General features: G+C 46.7%; 15 protein-coding genes. All 15 read right to left on the bottom strand.

The window, feature by feature from the left end; translation table 11 throughout:
* Positions 1-25: 25 nt before the first annotated feature.
* Positions 26-3,067, bottom strand: coding sequence for a fibrobacter succinogenes major paralogous domain-containing protein (locus CRN95_RS10475; RefSeq protein ID WP_097020834.1), 3,042 nt, complete (start codon positions 3,065-3,067; stop codon positions 26-28).
* Positions 3,048-3,920 carry a TIGR02147 family protein gene (locus CRN95_RS10470; protein ID WP_097020833.1) on the bottom strand — a complete coding sequence of 291 codons (873 nt, stop codon included), beginning with the start codon at positions 3,918-3,920 and terminating at the stop codon, positions 3,048-3,050. The genes CRN95_RS10475 and CRN95_RS10470 overlap by 20 nt, the downstream gene beginning before the upstream one ends.
* 183 nt (positions 3,921-4,103) lie before the next feature.
* Positions 4,104-6,542 carry a fibrobacter succinogenes major paralogous domain-containing protein gene (locus CRN95_RS10465; protein ID WP_097020832.1) on the bottom strand — a complete coding sequence of 813 codons (2,439 nt, stop codon included), beginning with the start codon at positions 6,540-6,542 and terminating at the stop codon, positions 4,104-4,106.
* A gap of 25 nt (positions 6,543-6,567) precedes the next feature.
* A complete protein-coding gene (locus tag CRN95_RS10460) occupies positions 6,568-8,886 on the bottom strand; it encodes a fibrobacter succinogenes major paralogous domain-containing protein (RefSeq protein ID WP_097020831.1) in 2,319 nt (772 codons plus the stop codon).
* Between the two features lies 1 nt (position 8,887).
* The gene (locus CRN95_RS10455; protein ID WP_235002990.1) at positions 8,888-9,778 is read right to left on the bottom strand and encodes a TIGR02147 family protein; all 891 of its coding nucleotides are present in this window, start codon (positions 9,776-9,778) and stop codon (positions 8,888-8,890) included.
* Positions 9,779-10,046: 268 nt separating this feature from the next.
* Positions 10,047-12,416 (bottom strand): fibrobacter succinogenes major paralogous domain-containing protein, encoded by a 2,370-nt coding sequence (locus CRN95_RS10450; RefSeq protein ID WP_097020829.1) that lies wholly within the window; start codon positions 12,414-12,416, stop codon positions 10,047-10,049.
* Complete coding sequence (locus tag CRN95_RS10445; protein WP_097020828.1) at positions 12,406-13,266, bottom strand: TIGR02147 family protein; 861 nt, start codon at positions 13,264-13,266, stop codon at positions 12,406-12,408. Before CRN95_RS10445 ends, CRN95_RS10450 begins: the two co-directional genes overlap by 11 nt.
* A 184-nt stretch (positions 13,267-13,450) precedes the next feature.
* Positions 13,451-14,935 (bottom strand): FISUMP domain-containing protein, encoded by a 1,485-nt coding sequence (locus tag CRN95_RS10440; RefSeq protein ID WP_145993986.1) that lies wholly within the window; start codon positions 14,933-14,935, stop codon positions 13,451-13,453.
* A gap of 17 nt (positions 14,936-14,952) precedes the next feature.
* The gene (locus CRN95_RS10435) at positions 14,953-15,315 is read right to left on the bottom strand and encodes an FISUMP domain-containing protein (RefSeq protein WP_097020826.1); all 363 of its coding nucleotides are present in this window, start codon (positions 15,313-15,315) and stop codon (positions 14,953-14,955) included.
* Positions 15,252-16,460, bottom strand: a complete 1,209-nt coding sequence (locus tag CRN95_RS15030; protein ID WP_097020825.1) for a hypothetical protein — start codon at positions 16,458-16,460, stop codon at positions 15,252-15,254. Before CRN95_RS15030 ends, CRN95_RS10435 begins: the two co-directional genes overlap by 64 nt.
* A gap of 10 nt (positions 16,461-16,470) precedes the next feature.
* Positions 16,471-18,600 (bottom strand): FISUMP domain-containing protein, encoded by a 2,130-nt coding sequence (locus tag CRN95_RS10425; RefSeq protein ID WP_097020824.1) that lies wholly within the window; start codon positions 18,598-18,600, stop codon positions 16,471-16,473.
* Between the two features lie 10 nt (positions 18,601-18,610).
* A complete protein-coding gene (locus CRN95_RS10420; protein WP_097020823.1) occupies positions 18,611-19,432 on the bottom strand; it encodes a TIGR02147 family protein in 822 nt (273 codons plus the stop codon).
* A gap of 267 nt (positions 19,433-19,699) precedes the next feature.
* Positions 19,700-20,860: a sodium ion-translocating decarboxylase subunit beta gene (locus CRN95_RS10415; protein ID WP_014546278.1), complete on the bottom strand. Its 1,161-nt coding sequence runs from the start codon at positions 20,858-20,860 to the stop codon at positions 19,700-19,702.
* Between the two features lie 14 nt (positions 20,861-20,874).
* Positions 20,875-21,240 carry an acetyl-CoA carboxylase biotin carboxyl carrier protein subunit gene (locus CRN95_RS10410; protein WP_085492087.1) on the bottom strand — a complete coding sequence of 122 codons (366 nt, stop codon included), beginning with the start codon at positions 21,238-21,240 and terminating at the stop codon, positions 20,875-20,877.
* 49 nt (positions 21,241-21,289) lie between these two features.
* On the bottom strand, positions 21,290-22,132 hold the full coding sequence (locus CRN95_RS10405; RefSeq protein WP_097020822.1) for a hypothetical protein: 843 nt from the start codon (positions 22,130-22,132) through the stop codon (positions 21,290-21,292).
* Between the last annotated feature and the right edge of the window lie 16 nt (positions 22,133-22,148).

The following is a 22,148-nucleotide window of genomic DNA, read 5'->3' as shown; positions in this document are numbered from 1 at the left end:
AAACACGAATTAATTTTTTCACTCTCTAATTTTTGACGCAACGGATGGAAAAACTGTAGAGTTTATTGCCAGAAGACAAATATTCTTTTTCGTAATACAATTCCTCATAGTTTGCGTACCAGCGATTATTCCCCGTAGAAGTCCAAAAAACTGCGTAGCAACCATTATTTTTGAAACTACCATAGGATCCCTCGTAACCGTAACCAGCAGGCAATCCCGAAAAACCGAAAGCATCTGTTCCATTCGAATTGTTACACCAGCCATTCTGCGACTTGAGAGCCTCGAGCGCAAGACTCTTGCTTCCCACCGTAGAATACAGAGTTAGCCATTCGGCCTGATTTGGCAAATGCCAGCCGCTCGGGCAAACTCCCTGAACCGGGAATTTCGGAGAACAGTCCACGTCATAGCCACAGCCCTTAGCATCATCGTTCAACAAGCCTGCACTATCCATTGCAGCAGCCCAAATGTAAAGGCGACCATACTTATCGCAATTCGCAGGATCATTATCATAACAGAAACTGGTGGAATCCATGTTTTCTGTTGACTGCAAATAAGCATAGTTCAAATTTTCCGCCATCCAAATCTGATTGCCGATTTTCACCGTCTTGTAAGTTCGACCATCACGGTCATCAGTCAAAGTATCGTATTCACAATTGTCCTCAGTCTCCGTCTTGCAAGGCGGTAACACCTCAACAGAACTCGACGATGCAGCGGAACTGCTAGAACTACTTGCTACAGAATCATAATCCTTTATGCAACGAACACTAATTCCCGAAGATTTGGAAGTGCCGTTACTCCCCATAGAAACAAAGTTATTGACGTTTTCGAAATCAGCCGATATGGCTCTAAAACCACTCCAGCCAGAAGCTTCATTAATTGTCCAAAAAAGGGCAATTATTCCGTCGTAGCTGAATCCACCATGATCTCCATCATTGCTAAGGCCTACAGGTAAGGCCGCAAAACCATAGGCATCCGTTCCATTGCCGTTACTGCTGCTAGCCTTGATCATATCCCACCCTTTTTGAGACTTGAGGACGGTTCCTGCTTTGGAATTGCCACCAACAGCTTTAATTAGAGTTCTCCATTCTGTCGTATCCGGCAAATGCCAACCATTAGGACAAATTCCCTGCACCTTTGCAGAAACACGGCATTCTTTTTCATCGCCGCAAATTAAGCCTCTTTCATCGTATAAAGCGATGGAATCAACCGCTGCAGCCCATGTGTAAAAAGCTCCACCGACATCACAATTTTTAGGCTGATCGTCATAACACCACATGCCTCCTTTAAGACTAGGTGTTTGTGCGCTATCGGTGTAGTTCAAGTTTTCCGCCATCCATGTCTGATCACCAATTTTCACAGTCTTATAAATTTTGCCATCGCGGGAGTCCGTGATCTCACCATAATTGATATCAGGATTCAAGTAAGATTCTTTAGCAAGGCTCCAGTCGAAACCATCCGCGTCACTTGATGAAGATTTCGCAGAACTACTGCTGGACACATCCACCGCTTTACCATCACCCATAATGCAACGGACGGAGACTGCCATTTTCTTGGGTAAAGGACCATTTTGTATCGAATCAGAAAGCATGTAAAATTCTTGCATATATGCATTATCGGCATTCCATTCTGTAGAAGTCCAAAACATCGAATAACTACCCTCGGTAAAGAATTGCGAACCATCCCAAAAAACAACAGGTAATGCAGAAAAACCATATGCATCAACACCGTTTCCATTTTCAGTCCAACCACTGGTTGACTTGAGATTTCGTGCAGTCTCTTTCCGAGAACCCACCGCAGAGTATAAAACATCCCATTCTAACAGATCAGGCAAATGCCATCCACTCGGACAAACATCTTTTGCATCATCCCAAATGTAGAGACGACCGGACTTACTGCATTCAGTAGTGTCGTCACTGTAGCACAAACTATTTCCATTTTCATAATTCAAGTTTTCCGCCATCCACACCTGATCACCAATTTTCACGGTCTTGTAAACTTGTCCGTCACGAGTATCCGTCAATTCACCGTACTCAATTTCTGGATTCAAGTAGGATTCTTTTGTATTGTTACTGGATTCTTCGCTGGAGCTCAGAATGACGGAGGAACTACTGCTAGATTGCTTCACTTCGCTCGAAGAACTGCTAGACGAAGTTCCGGCACCAAGCGCGACACTAGAAGAACTTTCACTCGAAGCAACACCAGTCGCAAAATCTTCTACGACATTTTCAAAAGAAGCGATTTCTTCGGCGTAGCCCAAGTTTTCAAGATTCCTACGAATCTTTGCAATTTGACCATTCGATTCCGCTGTAGTCGCCCAGTCCGCCATTTCTGTTTTTGCAGAATCTCCAAGAGCGCCGTTTTCTGCAATGGCCGTACCAAAGTTATCCACGCGTTCGGCAACATCCACATTCTTGCTCGAATCACCCGACACTTGCACAAGCACGCTCACCGCAAGGAGCGCCGCATTTCCATCGCCATTTTCAAAGATGTTCAAGTCTTCGGACAAAGCATAATCGCCATTTACATTAAACGAAGCAAGCACTTCCTTTTCAGCCTGCTTTTTCGCATCAGCAAACGACATTTTTTCTTCCGAAACGAGATTCATCACGCGCTTGTATTCAAGTTCCGTGAGCATGTTGATGTTCACGTGTTTGCGGTCGCTCAAATCCGAGAGCGCATGGAGCGTCACCTCGTTCGCCGACTTTTTGCCAGTCACTTCATTGAAGTAATAACCGGTCACTTCGAACAAAGCGCATGTCGCCGAGAGGTTCACATCGTCAACGCCAAAGTCGCCCTTGTCGCTCTTGACCGTACCTTCAAAAATTTCGCCAGTCAGCTCCATCGTTTGGCAATCAATGCCCTGCACCGTCACCGCAGAACCCTTGACAAACGGGCCCTTCTGCGAGACACCCGCCACATCCAAATCCTTGACGGCGTAAATGCCCGCATCATCCGAAGAACCACCCGCGACTTTGTCGTCGGAGCATGCCGAAAACATCGACAAAAAAGCAAACGCCAACGCGAAAGCAAAAATATCCCCAAAAATTCTAAGCTCGTTTCTTTTCATTTCTCTCTTCCTTATTTTTTAAAGCCTTGTTTGCAACTTCCAGATCTTCGCTTATCGGGAACAGCTGCAAATTCAAACGGTACACGCGCTGCGTTTCGCCACTTTCCGTAGCAATCGCAATAATGCGGCGGCGGCATTCCAAAAGTTCCTTCTTAATCCGTTCATAAGAATCCTGCGTCAGCCCCACAACAACTCCCGACATGGAGCGTTCCGCAAGCGGCAAGTCCAAAGCCTTTACGGCAAGCTCACCCATCTGGCGCTGTAAATCTTTCGCGGCAATCGGCACCGCATCCACGGAGCCCATCGATATGGACTTATCCGTCTGTACGTAATTTCCATTACGGTCTTTTTTCAGAAGATTCGCATCTTCCAAAAACTCAAGCGTTTCAACAGCTTCCGCTGTTGAAATTTTCGGTTTGCACACACGGGCCATTTCGGCAGGCCTTGCACCAGGCATATTCGGGGCAAGTTCACGGAGCAACGGATTTTTCCAGGACTTGTAGTAATCAAATTCTTCGCCACCGAGAACACGGATCTTATGCGCTCTAGCCAACGCACAGCGTTTTTCGAACGCCACCATTTTGGCCTCGTCCCCTTTGGCATGGGCGTACGTCACCATCAAAACAAAATACGTCTTTTCAAACCCGGCAAGGCCCATGGCGTTCGCAACAGAACTTGCGGCACTGATGCTCAGATTCTTTTTTCCTTCAGCAACATACTTCAAAAAAATTGCCGATGCGAAACCGGCATTCTGGGCAAACTCACGCCAAGTAAAAGCGGAGTCGCGCTTGTGTTCATCGTAGTAATCCTGGATGAACTTGCGATAATCTGTATATTCAACAATCGCCTTCATGATTACAAATATAGTTTTTCAATAATACTGGAATACAAAAATTGCCGTTTTTAGCCTAATTTTTACGTTTTTAGTCATTTTTAAACGATTTTGCAAAATTTTAGAACACAAGTTGTATCCCTGGGATACAAAAAAAAGACCTCGCCGTGAATAGCGAGGCCTCGGGATGATGAGAACGAAAAATCAATCCTTCACGCAGCGGACACTTTGTCCATAAGTTTTTGAGCCTTGGTACAAATAGAATTTGGTATAAATGTTGTTTATATTCGAATACTGAGCCTCATACGCATCCTCTTCTTCGGAGGTCCAATAATAGACATTAGAACCAATGTTGCTCCAGTTAGTTTCAGAGATTCTTCGTCCAGTCGGGAGTGCCGTAAATCCATAGGCATCCACACCGTTATTGTCTTCTGTTCCGGCATAATCCCATCCGGTCAAAGCCTTGAGGGTATCGCCGGCCACGCCCGCATTCCCTAAGTACACGCTCAACCAGCCCCATTCATCACGAACCGGCAAGTGCCAACCGTCAGGACAAATTCCCTGTATCTGGCGATTAAGTCCACAAGTCTTGCCATAACCGCAATTCAACGGATCCTTAGGATCATTTGCCAGCGCAACTGAATCAATCGACGCAGCCCAAGTGTAATAGCGACCGCTCACCTCGCAATATTTCGTGGTATCGTGGTAGCACCAGCTATTGCCCTTCAAACTCGGCGTCTTCACGCTATCGGCGTAGTTCAAGTTCTCCGCCATCCACACCTTTGAATAATCCCTTTCTTTCACTTCGATTTTTACAACTTTATACACACGCTTGTCACGCGGGTCAACCATTGAGTCGTATTTGATATTCGGATTAAAGCGCAATTCCTTAGGCACGTCCCAGCTCCAGCCGGAAGGAACTACAGAACTGCTACTCATTTTTACTTGACTACTGCTGGACACAACCACACTGCTACTCGATTTTGCAGAACTGCTGCTAGACTTCGTTTCGCCAACACTAGAACTTGAAGAAGATTTAATCGCTGCAGTCGAAGGATCTCCCTTGATGCAACGTACGCTCTGTCCATATTTTTTTGAACCTTGGAACAAATAGAATTTAGTATAAATGTTGTTTATATTCGAATATCGCGCTTCATACGTACCATCCTCTTCGGAACTCCAATAATAAACATTAGAACCAACATTGCTCCAGCTAGATGTAGAAACCATCCTTCCGGTCGGAAGCGCCGCAAATCCATAGGCATCTACGCCGTTATTGTCAGCCGTTCCGGCGTAATCCCAGCCAGTCAGCGCCTTGAGGCTATCTCCGGCCACGCCAGCGTTCCCCAGAGCTACGCTCAACAATCCCCATTCATGGAGCGTCGGCAAATGCCAGCCGTCAGGGCAAATTCCCTGCACTCCGCGATTAATTCCACATGTCTTGCCATAACCGCAATCCAGCGGATCCTTTGGATCATTTGCCAAAGCAACAGAGTCAATTGCGGCAGACCAGCTGTAATAACGGCCAGCCACCTTGCAATTTTTCTCTTCACCATTATAGCACCAGTTGCGGCCCTTCAAGCTCGGGGTCTTGACGCTATCGGCATAGTTCAGGTTTTCTGCCATCCACACCTGCGAATAATCATGCTTCTTCACTTCAATTTTCACGACCTTATAGACTTGTTTATCGCGCGGGTCGATCATCGTGTCGTATTTGATATTCGGATTTAGGCGAGCTGACTGCGGTACATCCCAGCTCCACTCTTCAGGGATTTTCTGAGTAGTTTCCTTGGCATCCTTACTTATTTCATCGACGACCTTTTCAAAGTCGGGGATTTCATCGGAGTCGCTCCATTTTTCAAGATTGTCGCGAATCGTTTCGTATTTGCCATCGGACTTTGCAGAATCCGCCCAATCCGTCATTTTCTTTCTCGTCTTTTCATCGTCCCATTCGCCACTTTCCGTGATGGACGAAGCAAAGCCATCCAAACGGTCCGTGAGCTTTTCAGCATCCAAATCCGATTGCAGCATTACACTCGTCGCAAGGAGGGCAGCATTCCCGTCGCCCTTTTCATAAATGCTCAAGCCTTCGAACGACTCAAAGCGATCCACCAAACCTAACGCCGTGAGGATTTCCTTTTCTGCCTGCATCTTAGCATCGTCAAAGGACATTTTCTCTTTGGAGACAAGCTTCATCACGCGCTCGTATTCCAATTCCGTAAGCACATTGATGTTCACATGCTTGCGGTCTTTCAAATCCGTAATCGCATGGAGCGTCAACTTATCCGAAGACTTTTCACCGGTAAATTCATTCATGTAATAGCCGGATACCGCAAACAACGCGCAAGTCGCAGAGAGATTCACATCGTCAACGCCAAAGTCGCCCTTGTTGCTCTTGACCTTGCCTGTAAATTCCTCTTCCGTGAACTTCATCGTCTTGCAATTGACACCCTGCACAGTCACCACAGAGCCCTTGACAAACGGGCCCTTTTGCGCCAAGCCCGCCACATCCAAGTCCTTGATGGCAAGCCCTGCATCTTCCGTGACGCCGCCTGCAACTTTATCATCCAGGCAAGCCGAGAGCATCCCCACCGAAGCAATTGCCATCAACAAAGTAATTGATTTACTTATGAATTTCTTCACTTTCCTTCTCCTTTTTTTTCAAACACTAATCTTTTACGCAGCGAACAGAAAGACCAAAATTCTTACCCTCCGAAGTCACGCGAGGCCCCTCATTATAAACGCTCAATTGCACATAATAGGCATCGTCTTCACCGGTTTGAGTCGCAGTCCAAAAGAAACCATTACTAGTATCGCCACCAAATGAGCAACCGTCACCTCCATAGCCCGCAGGAAGCGCGGTAAATCCATAAGCATTTGTTCCATTCTTGTTATAATACCAACCATCGCTAGACCTAAGAACATCGCTCGCTGTAGAACGTCCACCCACAGCAGCAAACAAATTTTCCCATTCCGTCGTATCAGGCAAATGCCAACCGTTCGGACAAACGCCCTGCACTCTAGTCGGCATTTCACACAACTTGCCCCTGCCACAAATCAGCGGATTAGAAGGATCATTCGCCAAAGCAACAGAATCAATCGCCGCCGACCATGAATAAAGATGACCAACAGCTTCGCATTTGGCACTGTCATTCCCATAGCACCAAATCAAGCCCTTCAAACTCGGAGTTTGTACGCTATCGGCATAATTCAAGTTTTGGGCCATCCAAACTTGGCTTCCGATTCCAACAGTTTTATAAACTTGTCCGTCACGATCATCAACAAGAGAATCATAATGGATATTCGGATTCAAATAATTTTCTTTGGGAATGCTCCAATCAAAATTAAGACTGTCTTTGCCAGAGGATGACGAATCCGCAATCACTTCTCCCTGGATGCAGCGGACAGACGCCCCATATTTTTCAGAAAGAACACCCAAACGAGCATTTCCACTTGCAAAAATAAACATATAGAACGCATAACCTTTACTTTCCGCCGTAGAGCTCCAAAACGCAGCCGATTCCCCCGTATACCAGCCACTATCATCCCTGCGGCCAGCCGGAATTGCAGAAAAGCCATAAGCATCCGTACCGGAATCCCAAAGTTTTGTCTGAAGAGATTTTCCCACCGAAGCCGAACGGGCTACAGAATCAATCAAATCATCTAATTCATCTTCCGACGGTAAATGCCATCCAGTAGGGCAAACATCCTTTGCAGCAGCCCAACTGTAAAGCCGACCGTACTTTTCGCAGTATTCCGAGGAATCGTTGTAGCACCAAGAATTTTCTTTCAAGCTCGGCGTTTTTACGCTATCGTCGTAGTTCAAATTCTGCGCCATCCAAACTTGGTCGCCGATTTTTACGGTCTTGTACACTTGTCCATCACGGGGATCGGTCATTTCACCATAATTAATATTTGGATTTAAGTAGGATGCTCTTGGATCCTCGATCGTGGTCGAGGATGACGAGGTCACTGAGCCTGCCGAAGTGACCGAGCTGCTACTTGTCATTCCGGCCTTAGTGCCGGAATCACCTTTACTGCTGCTAGACTTTTCATGATCGTCGCTGCTCAGAGCAACGGAGTCCGGGATGACTGCCTTGGAACTGCTGCTCGGGATGACACCCTCGGCAAATTCTTTCACGTACGTTTCAAATGCAGGCACAGAATCAGCGTAGCCCCAGCTTTCGATGTTTTCGCGAATTGTATCGAGCGAGCCGCTTGCCGCAGCAGCCGACGCCCAATTCGTCATTCCCGTCTTCGTGTCTTCATCAAGCGAACCGTTATCCGCAATCGCGGTGGAGTATTCTTCCAAGCGTTCCGAAACTTCGGCCTCGCCAGCAGTCGCCAGAGTCAGCACGCTCACCGCCAGGAGGGCCGCATTACCATCACCTTTCTCAAAAGCATTCAAGTCTTCCGCTTCATCAAAGTCGCCCTTGATGTTAAACGACGCCAACACTTCCTTTTCAGCCTGTTTCTTTGCCTCGGCAAAAGACTTCTTCAGTCCGGCCACCAAGTTCATCACTCGTTCGTATTCCAATTCCGTGAGCACATTGATGTTTACATTCTTGCGGTCCTTGAGGTTCGTCAGCGCACGGAGAGTCAACTTCTTGGCAGACTTCTTTCCGGTAAGTTCGTTCATGTAATAGCCCGAAACTTCGAACACGGCACACGCCGAGGACAAATTAACATTATCAACAACAAATTCACCTTTATCGTTTTCAACTTTACCTTCGAACACTTCGTTCGTCAATGCCATCGTCTTGCAATCAATACCCTGCACCGTCACAGAGGAACCCTTTGCAAACGGGCCTTTCTGCGTTACGCCAGCCACATTCAAGTCCGCGATGATTCCCGCATCTTCCGTGGTGCCGCCCGCAAAGCCATCGCCATTGGACGACGTACAGGCCACGACAAAAGCACACGACGCGACAAACGCAAGCGGCTGCACAAATGCATCCTTAATCATTCCTAACACACTCTTTTTCATTTCACCTTCTCCTCATTCCAGGCACTTTATTTGGATTCAAAACCTTTTCCGTATGTTCACCACGCTCATCGCAATCGTCGAGGCGTTCGCTCAGCGGGAACAACTGCAAATTCAGGCGGTACACCTGTTCTGTCTCATCGTCCTCACTCGCAATCGCCACAATACGACGGCGAAAATCCGCGATTTCCTTCCTGATTTTTTCGTATGCACGGCGCGTGAGCCCCATGGTAAGCCCCGACATGTCACGTTCCGAAAGCGGCAAGTCCAAAGCCTTCACCGCAAATTCCCCCATCTGACGTTGCATATCGCGGGCCGCCACAGGCACTGCATCGACCGACCCCATCGATAACGACTTGTCCGTCTGTTCGTAGTTTCCGCTCTTGTCCTTCTTCAAGAGCTTCGCGCGCACCAAGAAATCAAGCGTCTCGGAGACCTCCGCCGCAGAAATCTGCGGCTTGCACTTACGAGCCATTTCAAGAGGCTTTGCACCAGGCATGTGCGGAGCAATTTCGCGCAGCACCGGATTTTTCCACGACTTGAAATAATCGAATTCCTCGTTTCCGAGCACACGCACCTTGTGGGCATGCGCGAGCGCACAGCGTTCTTCGAACGCGGCACGTCTCGCCTTGTCATCTTTCGCATGCGCATACGAAACCATCAGAACAAAGTACGTCTGTTCGAACCCGGCAAGTCCCATCGCCGCAGCAACGGACCCCGCCGACCCTACACTCAGATTCTTTTTGCCCTCGCAAACGTACTTCAAATACACAGCCGACGAAAATCCCGCATCACGGGCAAACTCACGCCACGTAAAAGCCGAGCTGCGCTTGCGTTCATCGTAGTAATCCTGGATGAACTTGCGGTAATCTGTGTATTCTACGATCTCCTTCATGTGTAAAAATATAGACATTTCCGCAAATTTCGGAATACAAAAATGGCATTTTTAGTCAAATTTTACCATTTTTAGCTAAATTTTAAAAATTTACGCAATTTAGAACACAAACCATGTATTCCAAGAATACAAGAAAACCCCGCGGTACTTTGTCCGCGGGGGCTTCCCTCCTTATTTAAAAGTTTTTTTTCAACGTCTTTCACGCAACGGACACTTTGTCCATAGTACTTGTAATTCTAGTACGCATAAGCATTGGTGTAGACGTTATTTAGTTAGAAGGTCTTACCGGTGCAGTCGAAGGATCCCCTTTAACGCAACGGACACTTTGTCCATAATACTTGTAATTTTGATACGTATAAGTTTGAGTATAAATGTTGTTTATATTGAAATATCGACCATCATCGGCACTGTATTCGGTGGCGCTCCAGTAATAAACATCCGAACCCACCTTTTCCCAACTAGTTGCAGAAAGCCTTCTTCCGGTCGGAAGTGATGCAAAGCCATATTTATCAGTACCGTTATTGTTAGGCGTTCCGGCATAGTCCCACCCGCTCAAAGCCTTGAGAGGCTTTCCACACGTACTGTAATCCCCTATAGCCTCACACAACAAACTCCATTCACGGAGTGTCGGCAAATGCCAACCATCCGGGCAAATTCCCTGAACACTATGATTGAGTCCGCACGTCTTGCCATAACCGCAATCCAACGGTTCCTTCGGATCGTTCGCCAAAGCGACAGAATCGATTGCTGCCGCCCAGGTGTAATAGCGGCCACCCACATTGCAATTCTTTTCATCATTGTTGTAGCACCAGTTGCGGCCCTTCAAGCTCGGAGTCTTGACGCTATCGGCATAGTTCAAGTTTTCTGCCATCCACACCTGCGAATAATTCGTGTCTGGCACGTCAATTTTCACAACCTTATACACTTGCTTGTCACGCGGGTCGACCATCGAGTCATATTTGATTTTCGGATTCAGGCGAGCTTCCTTGGGCACATCCCAGCTCCATCCTTCGGTATCACTAGAACTTGAAGAAGGTCTTACCGGAGCTGTCGAAGGATCCCCTTTGACGCAACGGACACTTTGTCCATAAGACTTGCTATTCTGATACGTATAAGAATTGGTATAAATGTTGTTTATATTCAAATACCGGCCTTGATCGGCACTGTATTCGGTGGCACTCCAGTAATAAACATCCGAGCCCACCTTTTGCCAACTAGTTGCAGAAATTTTTCTTCCGGTCGGGAGTGCGGCAAAGCCGTAAAGATCCGTACCGTTATTGTCAGGCGTTCCGGCGTAGTCCCACCCGGTCAAGGCCTTGAGAGGCTCGCCAGCTACGCCGCCAGTTCCTAACGCCACGCTCAACAACCCCCATTCATAGATTGACGGCAAATGCCAGCCATCAGGACAAATTCCCTGCACAGCGCGATCAAGTCCGCACTTTTTACCATAGCCGCAAACCAACGGTTCCTTCGAATCATTCGCCAAGGCAACAGAGTCAATTGCCGCTGCCCAGCTGTAATAACGACCGCCCACCTTGCAATTTTTTTCATCATTATTGTAGCACCAGTTGCGGCCCTTCAAGCTCGGTGTCTTGACGCTATCGGCATAGTTCAGGTTTTCCGCCATCCACACCTGCGAATAATTCGAGTCTGGCACTTCAATTTTCACGACCTTGTAAACTTTCTTGTCGCGCGGGTCAACCATCGAGTCGTACTTGATATTCGGATTCAGGCGGGCTTCCTTGGGCACATTCCAGCTCCACCCTTCGGGGATTTTCTGAGCGGTCCCAAACTCTTCAACAACCTCTTCAAACGCAGGAATTTCATCGGACCCGCTCCACTTCTCTAGATTGTCGCGGACTGTTTCAAATTTACCATCGTCCTTAGCAGCGCTTGCCCAATCCGCCATTTTCGTTTTTGTTTTTTCGTCGTTCCATTCACCAGTCTTCGTGATAGACGAAGCAATAGCATCTATACGATCTGTCAATTCTTCGGCATTCAAATCCGATTGCAACAACACACTCGTTGCAAGGAGAGTCGAGTTTCCATCGCCCTTTTCATAAATGCTCATGCCTTCAAACGACTCAAAAAGGTCCATTATGCCCAACGAAGCAAGGACTTCTTTTTCGGCCTGCATTTTCGCATCGGCAAAGGACATTTTCTCTTTAGAGACCAGGTTCATCACACGCTCGTATTCCAATTCCGTGAGCACGTTGATGTTCACAGACTTTCTGTCGCTCAAATCCGAGATTGCATGAAGCGTCAACTTATTCGAAGACTTCTCACCAGTAAATTCATTGAGGTAATAGCCGGAGACCTCGAATAAAGCGCAAGACGCCGAGAGGTTCACATCGTCAACGCCAAAGTCACCCTTGTTGCTCTTGACTTTTCCCGTGAATTTTTCCTCCGTGAATTCCATGGTCTTGCAGTCAAGGCCTTGCACCGTCACCTCAGACCCCTTCACGAACGGCCCCTTTTGCGCCAAGCCGGCCACATCCAGATCCTTGATGGCTACAACGCCCGCATCACCCGAAGCACCGCCCGCGACCTTTTCAGAAGAACACGCCGCAAGAATCAAGGATACCACAGCAATGGCCGGAAAGACATTGCCAAATAATTTATACAAGTTATTTCTCATTTTTCTCTTCCTTATTCAAAACTGTTTCATTTTTATTCAAGCGTTCGCTCAGCGGGAACAACTGCACGTTCAAGCGGTAAACCTGTTCCGTTTCGTCTTCCTCTGTCGCAATCGCCACCACGCGGCGGTAATAATCTTCCGTCTCTTTTTTAATGCGTTCGTACGCACGACGCGTAAGACCAAGCGTATAGCCCGACATCATGCGTTCAGAAAGAGGCAAATCAAGCGACTGTATCGCAAACTCTCCCATCTGGCGCTGCAAATCACGAGCCGCCAAGGGAACCGCCTCCACAGGCGCCATCCTGATGGCCTTATCCGTTTGCTGGTAGTTTCCGTTTTTGTCCTTCTTTAAAAGCTTTGCCTTCACCAAAAAATCAAGCGTCTCGGAAACTTCCGTTGCAGAAATCTTTTGTTTGCAAGCTCGCGCCATTTCGAGAGGCTTTGCGCCGGGCATGTGCGGAGCCAATTCTCGAATCACGGAATTTTTCCACGATTTGAAATAATTGAACTCTTCATCCCCAAGAACACGCATCTTGTGCGCATTCGCAAGCGCACATCGTTCTTCAAATGCAGCGCGCTTCGTCTTGTCATCTTTCGCATGCGCATACGAGACCATCAAGACAAAGTAAGTCTGTTCAAATCCGACAAGGCCCATGGCACTTGCAACAGAACCCGCAGAACCGACACTCAGATTTTTCTTTCCCTCGCAAACATACTTCAGATAGACATCCGACGCAAAACCCGCCTTCTGCGCAAACATATGCCAAGAGAATGCCGAAGTGCGTTTGCGCTCGTCATAGTAGTCCTGGATGTACTTGCGATAATCCGTATATTCAACGATTTCCTTCATGAGTACAAATATAACTTTTCCAGTACATTCAGAACATAAAATTGGCATTTTTCGTCAAATTTTACCGTTTTTCACTAAATTTTCAAAAATTCTAATATTTTAGAACATGACTGTATGTTCTGAGAACATGAAAAGATCTCGCTAGTTTCATAGCGAGGTTTCAACACAGAGAATGAAATTTATACTAATTCCTTACGCAACGGACAAAGAAAGCCTCATTCCCCCATCTCGTAAGCATAGATGTTGTTTGTGGCCAACCACCTATAGAACCGTCACTATACACATCCAACGAAAAACGCCATTGATAAGCAGCGGAAATTTCTGCGCTCCAATAACAAGTCTTTTCTGCACCAGCCGCCAAAGAAATATCCCTCTCTGGTTCCGAAAAAAGTTGTTTTTTTTCTTCTTCGGAAGCGGAATTAACCAAATGACGTAAATCGTCTAATATCGGAACACGCCAACCACTAGGGCATATACCGGCAGCCGGTTCGTCGGGATTATAGTCTTCGTCATATTGGTTAACAAAATACCATGCTCCAGGAGATTTATAAAGATATCCATAATCATCACAATTCCCTTGGAAGCATTCAAAATCACCGTTGTCATACTTGAGATTTGAAGTCATCCAATCCGTTCCATCTATATTCACATATTTATAAACATGACCATCACGAGGATCCCTCATAACAGAACAGGTATCACAACCACCGTAAAATTCATTCTTATTTGCAACCCATCCACTATCCTTATCACAGATAAAATTCATGCCGTAAAAAGCGCTAGCTTTATTTGCATTCTTCTTGCGTTCACCCACATTCGAAGCATCGCATTTCCCAAGGTCATACTGGTCCATCCAAAAGCGGGCCATATATGTTTCAAACGCCGGAACCTCTGCAATTTTCCACGCTTCTATTTTCTCGCGAATTTTCGGAAGATCACCCCACATGCTCAACCCACAAGCATAATCAGCAATTTCCGTTTTGAGAAGAGAATCATCCCAAACGCCATCGCGGGAAAAATCATCACCCAACGCAACCAAACGCTCCATGAATGCCGCTTCACTTAAATCGCCCAGCAACAGGACATTTATCGCCAACAAGGCCTTGTCCCCCTCACTATCCCCAAAAATATTCAGGTTTTCAGCTTTTTCAGAAGCTGACACATCAAAGAAGTTTGAGAATATTTCTTGTTCCGCCTTACTTTTGGCATCTGCGAAAGACATCTTCTTTTGCTCTAACAGTACACGAATTCTCTCATACTCTAAATGGGTCAACAAATTGATGTTCACATGAGAACGGTTCGATAAATCAGCAATCGCCATTAAGATTATCGTTCCGCTCGATTTTTCACCTGATACTTCATTGCGGAAATACCCATTGGCCACAAGTAGTGCATACGGAGAGTTCAAATCAACATTATCGATGGCAAACTCTCCTTTATCATTCATAATTTTTCCCTTAAAACTTTTCCCAGTCTGTTCCAAGGAGTTCGCATCAAGTTCCTGAAGGGTCACCGTAGAGCCCGTCAAAAAAGGTCCTTTTTGCGAAACACCATCAACAACCCCATCAAAATGTACCCCAGAACCAGAAACATCCATTGGCTTTTCCGCAGAACAACCGCAAAGCAAGCAGGAAACAGCAAACGATATAAACAAACTCTTTTTTTTCATTTTATCATCCTCTTTTTTTAAAAATCCTTTACGCAACGAACCGATATGCCCCCAGGCGAACGATCTCTAAAATTAGAACTACCAAAGGAAACTCCATTCGAATCCACCATAAAGAAATAACGCTCCATTATGTACACATCAAATATTGAATCCAGCCCTGTTTTTGTAGTCGATGTCCAAAACAAGGCCATCTCGTGAGCACCTGTAAATGATGGTTGCAAATATCTTGGATCCACATAACCACCCATCACTACAGCAAAACCATCTACCGACCGCAAGCCAACGGCTGCATTTTCAGATCCTCCATAATAATCTATCAGCGCTTGGACTTCTTCCAGTGTCGGCAACCGATACCCCTCTGGGCACGCCTCCGACTCCAAAGCACCATAAGCAGAAAAACGATTTCCGTAAACAACACATTGTTTTTTTTCATCAAAACATCTTCTGGATCGGAAAAACGCCTAAAAGTTTCGAAATTCAAATTTTCACAACCAACATTTTTAGCAGCCCAAGAAACTCCAGCAACATTGATATCGTCTGTATTTTCCCGGTACGCAATCAAACTCCAACGATGATTCGAATTACATACGAACTCATCCAGATAAAACAAGCTATTTTCATTTAAATTAGGACGAACTTCATGGAAGTTTTCATCACTACATACGCCCAAGCCATATTCGTTAGACCAGAAAAGATTTATGTACGTCTCAAACGGAGGAACTTCCTTATTCCAAGATTCCAAATTTTTCCTAACGTTCTGCAGCAAGCTTAAATCAGAGCCATCTGCAATTTCGGAAAGCATGGCCCAATCTGCAAGTTTTGCCCCATCCGATTTGGGCAAAAAACCGTTCTCCGCAAAAGCGAAAGCGGCCTTAGACATCCGTTCCGAAAAATCCGCTTCCGATGAACTATCTTGCAGCATCAGCACACTTACAGCAAGCAACATCGCGCCATCATCTTTATTCGAAAAAAGATCCATGTCTTCCGGAGCAGCAATTCCACTCATGAAGCCAAAAGACGAGAAGAGTTCCTGTTCAGCTTGTTTTTTCGCTACATCAACAGAAAGTCCATACTTTTGAACAAGATTAAGAATTCGGCCTGATTCAAGATGCGTAAGCAAGTTCACATTCACATGATCTCGTTTTCTTAAATCCGTCAAGGCATTCAATTGAATCATTCCATCAGAATTTTTCCCTGTAATTTCGTTTCGGAAATAACCTTCAACTTCGAGCAACGCATATTGAGAAACAAGACTTACACCTTTGATGGTGAAATCACCTTGGTTGCTTTTCACAAAAGCCTTAAAGCTTTTTCCAGTTTGAACTAAAGTTTGTCCATCAAGTTCCTGGATTGTCACCGACGAGCCCATCAAAAAGGGGCCCTTCTGCGTCACGCCCGCAATTTCACGATCCTTAATTGCAACGGGGCCCTCGCTTTCTTCGCTCGTGCCGGCAGTATTACTTTGGGAACACGCCAACAGCACCAATCCTAGAGCAAGCCAAAAGAACAACACCATTTTTTTCATATTCGGCCCCTCATTCATCCTTTACGCAGCGAATAGAATAACGATCCTGTTTATCTTCAAACCATAATCCAGCTTCTTTCTCAAACATCAAAATCAGCCAAGCTCCTTCGACATATTCACCACTGTCTCGTTCCACAAAAGCGGTATCAGAACTTGTCCAAAACCCAGTATTCTCAATATGTTTTACGCTAAAATCATACGGGTCATTAGTTTCCCGAAGGACATAGTCTTTTTCTACCCATTCTCTATAATCGCACAATCTATATCCGACATTATATCCTTTCAAACCGCCCCCTAATCTATTCAAAGAATAATTCTCAACATCTCCATTCGCAACAAATGTCAGCATTTCATCCCAATCCATCCTGCTAGGGAGACGCCAACCTTCGGGGCATACATTGTAAGCGGAGTCAGAGCCGACAGCCTCAAACCATGAATAAATGCAACCATTACGATCGCACATTGCACCATTCGGAAGGCCTTTATAGCGTAGATTTTCCGCCAACCAATATTTGCCATTTATTTCAGTAAAACGATACACTTCATTATCGCGAACATCTTTTATGTAACTGTCCGCACTATACTGCTTCTGTTCATGAATATCTTGTACTTCATCCGATTCAGACCCAACAACGCAGCGTACAAAAGCCTCACTAAGATAACTAGAATGCTGTATTATTTCCGCTCCCGTAGAATCAATCCACAAGGCAAATTGATCACTAGAATTAATATCCTGCGTCGAAATCCATATTGCGACACCCTTGCGTTCATACTGATACCGGGAATCATCATCAGCCATCCAGTATTCATCCAAAAAAGATGTACTCGAGAACCCATCCTGTAGCGCATTGAAACCATCCACTGCCATCAACGAATCAGCTGCATTTTTCCCAGCACCGCCATATTGCAATAACAATTTTTCAACTTCGTTATATCGCGGCAAACGAGTTCCTACAGGGCACGCCTCCAACGCAGCATCATAATCATACAAGTATACTCCTCTAGAAGGCTTTGGACCATATCTTAAATGATCTGTCATCCAAACAACATTTCCAAAGCGCTTCGCCTTATATTTCTTTCCATCTCGGACATCAGCAACTTCAAGAGCTTTGGAATCCTGCAAATCAGCAACGCCCATCCAAATCCAGCGCGCACGTTCACTATCACATTTAAATTGCACATTATAGAACTTGCTATGTTCATCTGAATTATTGCGTATTTCACCGAAGTTCCATTCGCTACATGTACCAAGCCCATATTCGTTTATCCAAAAATCATATATATGCTTTTCCAAAGTAGAATCTTCGGAATCAACACCCTTCCAAGACTCCACATTATTCTTAATTTTCCTTATCAAACTTTTATTGTAATATTCATCATTTTCCCAATATTCCTTTTCTGTCAGGAACGCCCAATCCGCAACTTCGGCCTTTTCAGGTCCTTTCCAAACACCACTATCTGCAAACGCAATGGCCGCTTTCGAAAGCAGTTCAGAGAATGCAGCTTCAGTCCTCTCACCTTGCATCAGAACAGATACCGCAAGCAACGCAGAACCATTTTTATCTTCAAACAAATCCAAATCTTCACTATTTCCAATATCATCCGTAATGGCAAAAGATTTTAGGACTTCCTTTTCCGCCTGCTTTTTGGCTTCTGCAAATGATTTTCCATCGCGTCGAACCAAAGTCAAAATACGATCTACCGTCAAATGAGTGAGAATATTCACATTCACATGGTTACGGTCCGACAAGTCGGTAAGAGCATACAACTCAACCATTCCCTTGGATTTTTCCCAAGAGACCTCGTTCAGATAATAACCGTTCACTTCCAACAAGGCATACGGCGAAACTAGACTTACGCCACCAAGCACAAAATCGCCCTGATCACTTCTCACTCTCGTTCTAAAACTTTTTCCTGTCTGGAACAGCGTTTCACCATGGAGTTCTTGAACTGTCAGCGAAGACCCCGTCAAGAACGGCCCCTTCTGCGTCACGCCCGCAATTTCACGATCCTTGATTGCAACGGCGCCCTCGCTTTCCTCGCTCGTGCCGGCAGTATTACTTTCGGTACACGCCCAAAACACAAGTCCAAAAGCAAGCATTGCAAAATTTGATATAAACTTCATCACTCTCATAATCATTCTCACTCGTTTATGTCAAATCTTCTGTCAGCGGGAAAAACTGAACATTCAATCGACAAATTTTTTTAGGGTTTATATCGTTCGCGACCATCGAGACGATGTGCTTGCGGAACGCCGCAATTTCATGAACGACTTTGGCATAACTTTCTTCCGTCACGCCCATTGTAATTCCGCTAAAGTGACGTTCCGAAATGGGAAGCTTATCCAAAGCGTCCAATGCAAATTCGCCCATCTGCCGCAATAGCGAATGTACCGCCACGGCAACCACGTTCAGATTTCCAGTCGACAGCGAAACATTCGCCTGGTGATAATTTCCTTTGATATCGCGCGTCAAAAAGCCAGTCTTGACCAAAAAACGCAAGCTTTCACTGACATCCGACGCAGAAATCGCATGCTTGCACACCTTGGCAATTTCGTTCGGCTTTGCGCCAGGCATGGCAACCGCCAGCTCGCGAACCACGGAATGTTTCCAGGTTTCATAGAAGGTGTACATTTCGCTTCCGAGAATTTTCACGCGGTTCGCATCGCCAAGAGCCTGTATCTCTTCAAAGCACTTCTTCTTTTCTTGATCGGTCTTGGCGTTTTCATAACGCACCATCAAGACAAAATAATCTAATTCGAAACCTGCCAAACCCATGGCAAGCGCCGTCTTTTTCGCACCTTCTTCACGGAGACGAGTCTTACCGTCACACACAAGCTTCAAATAAGAACCTGATGCAAACCCAGCCAGCCTTGCAAATTCACGCCATGTAAAAGCAGAACACCGCTTGCGTTCGCGATAGTAATCCAGCACATATTCGCGGTATTCCTTATATTCAGTTACAGACTTCATGAATTTAAAATTAAAAATTCACACTCTTGTCTGCAATATTTTTGCGAAAACAAAAATGGCGTTTTTAAACAAATTTCGACAATTATAAATTAAAACACAAAAAAGTATTCATCCATAAAACAAAAATTGAATTCTATAGAACAAAAAAAATCCCCCGGCGTAATGCCGAGGGAATTTAAAGTTTTCATTTCGTCATCCTGAACAACGTGAAGGATCCAGTAAAATCTTGGGATTGCTTCGCGCTGCTCGCAATGACGAATCAGTAAACTAGCTCAAGCGGCTGATCATATAACCAGCGCAAACTGCCGTACCAATCACGCCGGACACGTTCGGGCCCATAGCGTGCATGAGGAGGAAGTTCTGCGGGTCATACTTGGCACCTTCAACCTGAGAAACACGGGCTGCCATCGGCACAGCGGAAACGCCTGCGGAACCGATAAGCGGGTTCACCGGGTTCTTCGGAGAGCACTTGTTCATGATCTTTGCGAGGAGCAAACCGCCGAAAGTGGAGAAGCCAAAGGCAACCACACCCATAGCGATGATCATGAGAGTCTGCGGCTTGAGGAAGATGTCAGCAGACATCGTGAGACCCACGGACGTGCCGAGGAAGATCGTCACAATGTTCATGAGTTCGTTCGAAGAAGTCTTCACGAGGCGTTCAACGACACCAGCTTCCTTGAAGATGTTGCCCATCATAAGCATGATGATAAGGGCAGAGGCATCCGGCACGACGAGCACGCAAACGATCATCACCATCACGGCAAACACGATGCGTTCGGCCTTGGAAACCTGGCGGAGAGCCTTCATGCGAATCTTGCGTTCAGCGTCGTTCGTCATAGCGCGCATGATAGGCGGCTGGATGAGCGGCACGAGAGCCATGTAGGTGTAAGCAGCAACGGCGATGGGGCCGATGAGGTGCTTAGCAAGCTTGTTCGCAGTGAAGATGGACGTCGGACCGTCAGCACCACCGATGATACCGATGGAAGCTGCTTCACCGAGCGTAAAGCCACCGAGAGCGACAGCTGCAAACATGGTCATGAACACGCCAAACTGTGCGCCACCACCGAGGATGAGCGTACGCGGATTAGCGATAAGCGGTCCAAAGTCCGTCATGGCACCCACGCCCAAGAAGATGATGGGCGGGAAGAGTTCCAGATGGATACCCTGGCTGATGTAGTAGTAGAGACCGCCAGTCGGGCTGAACATACCTTCGATGCTCCAGCCACCGTCGTAGAACGCGACGGACGGGATGTTCACCGCAAGTGCACCGATAGCAATCGGCAAGAGCAAAAGCGGTTCGTATTTTTTGACAATCGCAAGGAACATCAACACGAAGCTCACGATCCACATGATTACCATCGGAACGGTAATCTGCGCGAATCCTGTGCTCGAGGCGAAGTCCGCGACTGAGTTAATAATTCCACTCATTGACTTTTACCTCATTAGGCAATGGTCATCAAGACCTGGCCATCAGTAACAGTGTCGGTTTCCTTGACGGAGATAGAGGTAACCTTGCCTGCGCACGGAGCGACGACCGGGTTTTCCATCTTGAGGGCTTCGATAACAGCCACTTCCTGGTTGGCAGCAACAGTGTCACCAACGTTAACCTTGAGCTTGAACACAGAGCCAGCGAGCGGGCTCTTGACTTCGGTGCCACCAGCGACGGCCGGAGCGGCTGCCGGAGCAGCAGGAGCCGGTGCCGGAGCGGCAACCGGAGCAGCCGGAGCTGCTGCAACTGCGGAATCAAGAACTTCTACTTCGACGTCGTAGGTCTTGCCTTCGAAACTGATACGGACTGTTTTCTTCATTTTTATTTTTTCCTGGCTTAAAAGCCTGTTAAGTTTTAAAAGTTGAACCTTACTTGACGATCGTCCAAGCAGGGGAGTTAATGTTTCTGTAAGCGGTCACGCGGCAGGGCTGACCAAGAGCCTGCGTTGCAGCAGCAGTAGCGATCACGAGGAACTGTTCGTTTGTAAGTCCCGGATGTTCTTCGAGGGCGGCAACGGCGGCAATGCCGAGGAACGCCTGGAGCTGCTTGTTGGTGAATCCCGGATGGATGCTCTTTGCATTCGGATCCCAGTCGCAGTGAGCCGGAGCACGAACCGCAGGAGCCGGAGCGGCAGCAGCGGCAGCGGCCGGAGCAGCCTTCTTAGCAGGAGCCGGAGCCTTGACCTTGTCCAAACCGAGCTTCTTCATGATTGCGCTCATGATAGTGCAGAGGACGAGGAGGCCAATGATCACAGACATCACGACGATGAGGCCTGTTGCCTGGAATTCGACGAGCTTGCCAAGGGTGAACTTCTGGACTTCACCATGGCACTTGCCACCTTCCATCTTGCCCTGGCAGTATTCGCTGCCGAGCTTAGCCTTAGCAATCGGAAGCACAGCCGTACCGTTGGCATTTTCAACGGAATCGCGAATATCGCGGGCGCGAACGGACTGTTCGTATGTCTTATAAAGAATGGAATAGCCACCACCGTGAGTTTCCACAATCTGGAAAACAGTAGATTCATCCATCCACTTGAGCTGTTCCTTGAGCGGAGCGGCAATGGAGTCCGGCATCAGAGCGATCTGCTCGTCAAAACGGCCAACCTTTGCAGCCTTGGAAACAGCAGGTTGAGCTACGATCTCAGACGCGAAGGCACCGGAAACCGTTGTCACCGCGGCAAAAAGCATAGCTTTCTTTAGTGTATCATTCATATCGGAATGCGTCCAT

The sequence above is a fragment of the Fibrobacter sp. UWB16 genome (assembly GCF_900215325.1).
Classification (GTDB): domain Bacteria; phylum Fibrobacterota; class Fibrobacteria; order Fibrobacterales; family Fibrobacteraceae; genus Fibrobacter.
The sequence above is the reverse complement of the archived record's forward strand: the minus strand, read 5'-3'. Positions and strand labels throughout refer to the sequence as shown.